Here is a 5609-nt window from a genome sequence, read left to right as displayed (position 1 = left end):
CGCACACGCTCCCTAGAAGATCGGGTACCTCACACGGCACAATCCCCGTCCCCAGCCCGTGTTTTCCCCAGTGGTGGCACCCCGGTCTCTAGGAGAACCGCTAGCCGCGCGCGCCGGAGGATGAGCCGCGCGAGAAGTGACCCCTAGGAAGAGGTACCGATGACCGCGACTGAGGATTTGCCGACCCTGGGCACGATGGCTCCGCGGATCGGCCGGATGAACCCGTTGATGCGGAGCCTGCAGGAGCAGGCCGCGGTGTGTCCGGTGCGGACCCAGATGGGCGACCCCGCGTGGCTCGTGACCCGGCACGCCGAGGTCAAGTCGCTGCTGATGGACCACCGGATCGGCCCGACCCACCCGGACCCGCCGAACCGGTCCAAGTACCTCGACAACCCGTTGCTGGACCTGCTGATCACCGACGGCGACCCGGTCGCCGCGCGTGAGCAGCACCAGTGGATGCGCAACATGCTCACCCCGCACTTCTCCGCGCGGCGGATGGCCAAGCTGCAGCCGCGGGTCGAGGCCAGGGTGCACGGCCTGATCGACGCGATCGTCGACCACGGCCCGCCCGCCGACCTGCACGACATGATGTCGCTGCCGATCTCCTTCCAGGTGCTGTGCGACCTGCTGGAGATCCCGGACCGCGACCGGTACCTGTCGCACCTGTCCGACGCGGGCGCGGTCGAGGACGACCGCAATGCCGGTGGCGTGCGGCACCCACTGTTCGGCTACCTCGAGGAAGTCTCCAAGCACAAGCGAGAAAACCCGGACGACGGCCTGATCACCGCGCTGACCGAGAACATCTCCGACGACATGATCGTGGCCGGCCTGACCGCCATGGTGTCGATCTCCTTCCAGGTCACGCCGACCAACATCAGCGCGGGCATCGCCCTGTTCGCGATCAACACCGACCAGCGCGACCTGCTGATCGCCAACCCGGACCTGCAGGCCAAGGCGATCGAGGAGGGCCTGCGGATGAGCAAGGTCTCCGAGTCGTTCGTGCCCCGCTACGCCAGCGAGGACATCGACATCGCGGGCGTCACCATCAAGTCCGGCGACCTGGTGCTGGTCGACCACTACTCGTGCGGCTTCGACGACCGGGTCTTCCCCGAGCCGGAGCGCTTCGACATCACCCGTTCACCCAACCCGCACCTGGCTTTCAGCCGCGGCATCACGCACTGCATCGGCGCACCGCTGGCCCGCCTGGAGATCGCCGAGGTCTACAAGGGACTGTTCAGCCGGTTGCCGAACATGCGGCTCGCGGTGGCACCTGAGGACGTGCCGATGCTCGGTCAGCAGCTCGGTGGCGGCATCGCCGAACTCCCGGTTGTGTGGTGACCCGCGATGACCACCTCGGAAGAGCTTCCGGTCCTGGGCACCGAGTCGCCGGTGATCGCGTGCCTGAGCGCGCAGATGCGGGCGATCCAGGCGGGCGGTGCGATCCGTCGCGTCAGGACACCCGTTGGCGACGAGGGCTGGCTGGTCACCCGGCACGCCGAGCTGAAGCAGCTGCTGCTGGACGAGCGGGTCGGCAAGTCCCACCCGGACCCGGCGAACATGCCGAAGTACCTGGACAGCCCGCTGATCTCGATGACGGTGTCGTCGGATCACGAGACTGCGCGCAAGAACCACGCCCGGATGCGGAAACTGCTGACGCCACACTTCTCCGCCAAGCGGATGGCCGCGCTGCGCCCGAAGATCGCCGAGCGCGCCAACGCGGCGATGGACCAGATCCTCGAGCAGGGCCCGCCCGCGGACCTGCACGCGCAGCTGTCGGTTCCGGTGTCGTTCCAGGTTCTCTGCGACCTGCTGGGCATCACCGAGCATGACACGTTCATGTCCCTGTTGACCGCGCCCACAACCGTTGGCGCGTCGGACACCGACCCGGCCAAGTTCCCACTGTTCACGTTCCTCGCCGAGCTGAGCGCTCACAAGCGCGCACATCCCGGCCCGGACCTGACGACAACCCTGACCCAGGCTGGAATCACCGACCCCGAGGTCGCTTCACTGGTTGCCGTAACAGCGTTCTCATACCTGGTGACCCCGCACAACATCAGCGTCGGCATCGCCCTGTTCGCCAGCAACCCCGGCCAGCGGGAGATGGTGATCAAGGACCCGTCGCTGCTGGCGTCCGCGGTGGAGGAGGTGGTCCGGATGGGCAAGACCACCGAGTCCTTCCTGCCCCGCTACGCGAGCGAGGACATCGAGATCGCTGACGTGTCCATCAAGTCGGGCGAGCTGGTCATGTGCGACCACTACTCCAGCGGCTTCGACGACCGGGTGTTCGAGAACCCGGACAAGTTCGACGTCACCCGCTCCCCCAACCCTCATCCGGCGTTCAGCCACGGAAACTGGTACTGCGTGGGGGCTCCGCTGGCCCGCGTGGAGATGATCGAGATCTACAGCGCGTTGCTGACCCAGCTGCCCGATTTCCAGTTGCAGATCCCGATTTCCGAGCTGCGGATCAACAACGACCAACTGGGTGGCGGCGTCGCCGAGCTACCCGCCACCTGGTAACCCAGAAAGAAGAGAGGCCGCCCGCGGGACTCACCCCCCAGGTCCCGCGGGCGGCCCTTCGTCATACCCGCACCACGTACTTCGCTTCGCCCGTCCCGGTTGCCAGGGCTTGCTGCGCGGTGGCCGCTTCGCTGAGACCGCCGACTTCGGTGACCGGCAGCGTCAAGTCCTTCCTCAGCATCAGGTTCATGGCCTCGGTCATGGCCCGGACGACGACCCCGGGGCTGTTGATGGACAGGGCTTCCAGGCTGAACCCGCCGACCGAGGCGTTGCCCCCGAACAGCCTTCCGGTGGGCACGTCGTTCAACGGGTTGCCGCCGGCGTTGCCGAACAGCACGATCCGGCCGCCCGGCGCGAGCACGGCGAGATCGTCCTCCAGACAGTCGGTGCCTTGGGGGTCGAGCACCACGTCGACTTTTGTCCGGACCTCCGCGGCCAGGTCTGGACCACGTACGATCACGGTGTCGTACCCGGCTTCCTGGGCGCCCGCGACCCGGCTCGCCGCGCCAACGGTGCCGATGAGGGTCTTCACGCCACGCTGACGCGCGACTTCGGCCACGGATCGGCCGACCGCCCCGGCCGCGCTGTGCACCAGAAGGGCGTCACCGCCACGGACCCGCGCGATCTCATCGACCAGCAGCACCGCGGTCGTCGGCGCCCCAGGAACCGCCGCGGCTTGGCTCAACGGCAGGTCTTTCGGCACGGGGGCGACCAGTTCCGCCCGTGCCACAGCGACTTCGGCCAGTCCCCCGGCGTTGGTCAGCGCCACGACCGGGTCCCCCAGCGCCCAGCCGGTCACATCGGGCCCGACCGCGCTGACGTGACCGGACACCTCCACCCCAGGAACGAAAGGCCAGGACGGCACATACCGGGCGTCACCGCGCCGGGCCATGATGTCCTTGAAGTTGATCCCGGCATACCTGACCTGGATCGCCACTTCGCCAGGCCCGGGAACGGGTACGGGCACCCTGGCCACTGAAGTGCCGCTGGTGTCCGGGGCCGGCCGTTCGAATACGAGTGCGTTCATCACCTGCGCATCGCTCACTGCGACGAACGTACTCGCATGTCACCGGCTAGCCGTCGAGAATGGCCGAACGGATCGGGATTTGGGGCTCGATCCAGTAGCGTTTCGTCTGGAATGCGTAGGTCGGCAGGTCGGTGAAAGTGGCCCCGGTGCCGGTGAAGTAACCCCGCCAGTCGATGTCCACGCCTGCCAGGAACAGGTTCTTGACCAGGCCGAAGACGTCTCCGTCCAGGGCAAGGAAGTGCGAGACGCCAGTGGCCTCTTCACGTGACGCCACGACGGGAGCGCCGTCGGAGACCGGTCCGTCGATCAGGAAGCTCGGCCGGACTCCCCAGGAACGCAGGAGCTTGTACAGCCCGGTCTGGAACCCGGTCAGTCCCTCACCTTCGGCACTGAACCCGGGGAACAGGGAGGCGAGCTTCACGCCGCTCTGCCAGTCGGCGTCCGTCGGGAACTCGAGGGCCACCTTGCCACCGCGAGCCGCCACAACCCCAGAAGCCTCGCCCGAAGCCAAAGCAGCCAGCTCATCCAGATCCGTCACGATGGCCCGGTGCGAGAATTTGGCTCGTCCCACGGCCAACGAGTACGCGATGTCCATAACTGAGGCCGAAGCGGCAACCTCCAGCAACCGCTGAGCCTGCTCCCGCAGGGCTTCCGGGCTGCGAGCGGACAGCACCCAAGGCACTACGGGATGTTCGACCACCTCGCAAGCCACACTCGCCGGTCCGGCCTCGAAGATCAGGTGAGCATTCGTACCGCTGGCCCCGAACCCGGACACCCCGAACCGCCGAGGCCGTCCGGACTCCGGCCAGGCCGTGGCGGAGGCCGCCAGTTCGACGGCGCCTGCCGACCAGTCAACCATTGACGTTGGCTTGGCAGCGTAGAGCGTCTGCGGGACAACACCATGCTTCATCGCCATGACCATCTTGATCACACCGGCGAGGCCACTGGCGGTCTGCGTGTTCCCGAAATTGGACTTCACCGAGCCGAGGAGCAAAGGCGTGGCACGGTTCTGCCCGTAAGTGGCCATGAGGGCCTGGATCTCGATGGGATCGCCCATCCGCGTCCCGGTCCCCTGCCCCTCAACCACATCGACATCCGCGGGCGCCAGGCCGGCCGAAGTCAGAGCCGCCCGGATGAGCCGTTGCTGAGACTGCCCGTTGGGTGAACGCAACCCGGCCCGAACGCCGTCCTGATTGACCGCGGACCCCTTCAGCACAGCCAAAACCGGGTGCCCGAGCCGCTGAGCGTCCGAAAGCCGTTCCAGCACCAGCACTCCGGCCCCCTCGGCGAAGGTCGTTCCGTCGGCGCCATCCGAGAACGACTTGCACCGCCCGTCCGGAGCCAGCATTCCGTCCAAAGAGGACGACCGGAACAACTCCGGGAAGGCCATCACCGAGACCCCACCGGCGACAGCCAGCGAGCAGTCTCCGCTCCGCAAAGCCTGGGCGGCCATGTGCACCGCGACCAAACCCGAGGAACAAGCCGAGTCCAGCGCCACACTCGGACCCTCAAGCCCCAGAACGTAGGAAACGCTGTTGGCCACAACGCTTCCCGCGTACGTCACGGGAATCTTCTGCGCCAGCGAGTAGTCGTGGAACATGATCCCGGCATACACACCGGTCGCCGATCCTCGCAGTGAAGAGGGATCAATCCCGGCCCGTTCCAGGGCCTCCCAGACGATCTGCAGCAACACCCGCTGCTGCGGATCGGTCCACCGGGCTTCCTCGTCGGACATCCGGAAGAACTCGGCGTCGAAGTCCCCGGCGTCCTCGATGAACCCGCCCTGGTCGACATACGTCTTGCCAACCTTGCCCTGCTCGGGATCGTAGATCTTGTCGATGTCCCAGAACCGGTTGGCGGGAAACCGCGTCACGGCGTCCACACCGGACGACACCAGCTCCCAGAGGTCTTCGGGCGACCGGACCCCGCCGGGGAACCGGCACGCCATCCCGACCACCGCCACCGGGTCGGTGGCCGTGGCCAGGCGGGCGTTCTCCGCCTTGAGGCGCTCGTTCTCCTTCAGGGTCAACCGGAGCGCCTCGACCAGCTTCGCGTCCGAAGCCAC

General features: G+C 67.2%; 4 protein-coding genes. 2 read left to right on the top strand and 2 right to left on the bottom strand.

Translation table 11 applies throughout. The features are described 5' to 3' along the window. Positions 1 to 159 precede the first annotated feature (159 nt). Positions 160 to 1338 carry a cytochrome P450 gene (locus tag AB0J95_RS07085; RefSeq protein WP_364753585.1) on the top strand — a complete coding sequence of 393 codons (1179 nt, stop codon included), beginning with the start codon at positions 160 to 162 and terminating at the stop codon, positions 1336 to 1338. Positions 1339 to 1344: 6 nt separating this feature from the next. After that, complete coding sequence (locus AB0J95_RS07080; protein WP_364753583.1) at positions 1345 to 2517, top strand: cytochrome P450; 1173 nt, start codon at positions 1345 to 1347, stop codon at positions 2515 to 2517. Positions 2518 to 2578: 61 nt separating this feature from the next. On the opposite strand, the gene AB0J95_RS07075 is transcribed toward AB0J95_RS07080, so the two are convergent. Both AB0J95_RS07075 and AB0J95_RS07070 read right to left on the bottom strand, forming a co-directional pair. Beyond that, positions 2579 to 3562 (bottom strand): zinc-binding alcohol dehydrogenase family protein, encoded by a 984-nt coding sequence (locus AB0J95_RS07075; protein ID WP_364753580.1) that lies wholly within the window; start codon positions 3560 to 3562, stop codon positions 2579 to 2581. 28 nt (positions 3563 to 3590) lie between these two features. Beyond that, on the bottom strand, positions 3591 to 5609 hold the full coding sequence (locus AB0J95_RS07070; RefSeq protein ID WP_364753577.1) for a type I polyketide synthase: 2019 nt from the start codon (positions 5607 to 5609) through the stop codon (positions 3591 to 3593).

This window comes from Actinocrispum sp. NPDC049592 (genome assembly GCF_040675465.1).
Taxonomy (GTDB): Bacteria; Actinomycetota; Actinomycetes; order Mycobacteriales; family Pseudonocardiaceae; genus Kibdelosporangium.
The sequence above is the reverse complement of the archived record's forward strand: the minus strand, read 5'-3'. Positions and strand labels throughout refer to the sequence as shown.